The sequence below is a fragment of the Accumulibacter sp. genome (assembly GCF_036625275.1).
Taxonomy (GTDB): domain Bacteria; phylum Pseudomonadota; class Gammaproteobacteria; order Burkholderiales; family Rhodocyclaceae; genus Accumulibacter.
In genome coordinates this window covers 1-3,248 of the sequence record NZ_JAZKUD010000172.1, presented here as the reverse complement: position 1 = coordinate 3,248, position 3,248 = coordinate 1, and the positions used below count along the sequence as shown (strand labels likewise).

Here is a 3,248-nt window from a genome sequence, read left to right as displayed (position 1 = left end):
TTCAACAAAATCAAACATTACCGGAGGATTTTCTCACGCTATGAAAAAACCTCCCGCAACTACATGGGCATGTTGCGCTTCGTCTCCGCCCTCATCTGGCTGCGGTGATGTATCAACAGAACCTAAAAGGAACCCCGGAAAGGATGAATGGCATGAGCGACGTGACAGCAGACTACGCAGAGTGGATTGGCCGCCAGGAGACCACTGACGACGATCTGAGTCCGACACTGGCGCTGGCAGCGGCGGCAGTGCTCGACGATACGCAGACCGGTCTGGGGGCTGGGAGCACGCTACCTCCGCTATGGCATTGGTTCTATTTTCTGCCCAGAGTGCCGCAGGTGCTGCTTGGCAGCGACGGACATCCACAGCGCGGTGGTTTCATGCCACCGATTCCCTATCCGAGGCGGATGTTTGCCGGCGCGCGCATGCACTTCCATCGTCCGCTGCTGATCGGCCAGCCGGCGCGACGTTCGGCAACCATTCGTGATGTCCGGCTGACATCGGGCCGTTCCGGCAAGCTGGCGTTTGTTTCGGTGCTCCATCGCTATTATCAGGATGACCAGCTGTGTATCGAGGAGGAGCAGGACATCGTCTATCGCGAACCAGGGCCAGCAGTGACCCGTCCGCACATCCTCAATGACTGGCCGCCGTTACCGGCAGGTGCCTGCGCGCGCATCGTGACGCCGGACCCGAGACTCCTGTTCCGCTTCTCGGCGCTGACCTTCAATGCGCACCGGATTCACTACGATCGTCCCTATGCAATGAAGGAAGAGGGCTATCCGGGCCTGGTGGTGCACGGGCCGCTGACCGCGGTGCTGCTGATGGAGCTGGTTCGTCAGGAAGTGGCACGACCGGTGCAGGAATTCAGCTTCCGTGGTCTGGCGCCACTGTTCGATCTGGCGCCGTTTCGTATCGTCTGCACCCCGGTCAACGAAAGGCAATGCGCTCTTGAGGCACAAGCGCCTGACGGAGCGACGGCGATGCGCGCCAGCGTCGAACTCGCACCAGTCTAACGGTCATCACCACGATGATCACTTTTCCAGGCACCTCCGATCATGAAGGTCATGACCGTTTCCCACCCCCGTTTGCGGGAGCGGGACGACCCATGAGTTGCTGATGCGACTTTCAGACCACCCGCCCTCCGGCATCTTCCCAGGTGCCGTTTGTTCCCGATATAAATCCTCACGATCAAGCTTGCGGGGACACCTCGTGAAGCGCTAGAATCCTATGGCGCCGTGTAGTGATTCGGCGAGAGTGGATTGACCAGGGGGAGGCGATGGCTGTCGTGCAGCAGTGCGTCCGGGCGGGGCGGGTGCTTGCCTCGGTGCATTTGCAACCTGGACATTCGCTGGCGGACGCAAGCGTTCCGCTGTACCGTCGACCCTTCCCCTCGGAATATGTACGGCAGCCTTTGCGGCAACCGTTCCGCGGTATGCGCAGAAAGCGGGATGACGCCGTCAACCGCCAGCGGATCAGCCGCCTGCTGCCATTGATGCCCTTGATCGAGAGGGCAGCAGGGCCACCCTCCGCCCACTCCTTTCCTGAGCACCCTTTCCATCCTTGCCTGTTCCGTGGCGTCCTCCTGGTCGAACCCTCCCCGGCCTGGAGCCCGGCTCCCTGCATCCGCCCAGGCCATGCCTGCGCACCTCTGGTCGCGCTCATCGATGACCACAAGGTCATCGGTTGGCGAATCAGCCACCCCATTGAAGCCGTCGTTCGTCTTGACTCCGGGGTCCGCCTTAACTGTTGATGGAACCCGACCATGGCGTCGGGATATTTGCATGCGCAATGTTGAACGTGTATTGAGCAACGATTAACGTATTTCGGAGGCAACACATGAAGCTCACGCTGACCCGCGACGAAATGAATTCTTATTGCAGCGAGTTGCACGATTCCAATGCAGCTTTCAAGTCAGATTACCCGGCGGACTCCTTTGAGAGGCAGCCGGTGCACACGGTTTACGGCGGTGCCAATCTGTTCAAGGCCGGTTTCGCGGCCAAATTGGGGGAAGTGGCGCTCAAGACTCTCGACACCTACGCGCCCAACTATCTGGTGTTTGGCCGCGTTCTGGGTCTGCCGGGGTCGGAAACGCTGCCGACCAACCCCATCTACCAGGACAGCCTGACACGTGCCCTGGAAGCCAATCCCGAGCAGGTGCGCGGGGTCAAACCGGCGGCGTGGCTGGCTTACACGGTCTTCAACCGGGTCCTGAAAAAGCTCCAGACCGAGCCGATCGAGGACAATCGCATCGATTTCGAGGATGGCTACGGCAATCGTCCCGACGACGAGGAAGATGGCCATGCCGTCGCGGCTGCCGATGAAGTCGCCAAAGGCATGCGCGAGAATCTGCTCTCGCCATTTATCGGCATCCGCATCAAAACGTTTTCAGACGAGTGCAAAGTTCGTTCGATTCGTACGCTGGACATCTTCCTGACCCGCCTGGCCGAGAATACCGGTGGCAAACTGCCACAGAATTTTATCGTCACGCTGCCCAAGGTGGTCACCGCGACACAGGTTTCGACCTGCGCCAGGATTCTCGGGAATCTCGAAGCCCGACTCGGCTTTCCCAAGGATTCCCTGAGAATGGAAATCATGATCGAAACCACTCAGTCGATCATCAATTTCAAGGGGGAAAACACGGTGCCGCTGCTGGTCGCGGCTGCCGGCGGCCGCTGCCGCTCGGCCATTTTCGGGACCTACGATTACACGGCTTCGTGCAACATCACCGCGGCACACCAGAGTCACACCCATCCGGCCTGCGATTTTGCCCGCCATGTGCTGCAGGTCAGCCTTGCCGGGACCGGCATCACCATCAGCGACGGTGCGACCACCAGCATGCCGATCGGACCCCACAAGGCGACCAGGGACGCCGTGCTGACGGCCCAGCAGATGGACGAGAATCGCGCCGTCGTGCATGCTGCCTGGAAGCTGCACTACGACAACATCATGCACTCGATGCGACACGCCTACTATCAGGGGTGGGATCTGAATCCGGGGCAGTTGCCGGTGCGCTATGCGGCGGTCGATACCTTCTTCCTCAGCGGTCTGCAGGATGCCTCGGCCAGGCTGAACGCATTCCTGAACAAGGCTGCCCAGGCGACGCTGGTGGGCAATACCTTCGACGATGCGGCAACCGGGCAGGGCCTGCTGAACTTCTTCCTGCGGGGAATGGCGTGCGGAGCGATCACCGAGCAGGAAGTTCTGGCGACAGGGATCACACTGGACGAGCTGCGCTCGCGTTCGTTTGT

The 3,248-nt window shown here is 60.4% G+C and carries 2 protein-coding genes; both read left to right on the top strand.

What is annotated here, in order from left to right:
- The first annotated feature begins 152 nt into the window (after positions 1-152).
- Complete coding sequence (locus V5B39_RS22115) at positions 153-1,013, top strand: FAS1-like dehydratase domain-containing protein (protein ID WP_332344968.1); 861 nt, start codon at positions 153-155, stop codon at positions 1,011-1,013.
- 823 nt (positions 1,014-1,836) lie between these two features.
- On the top strand, positions 1,837-3,248 hold a 1,412-nt coding region (locus tag V5B39_RS22110), incomplete at its 3' end, for a DUF6986 family protein (protein WP_332344967.1).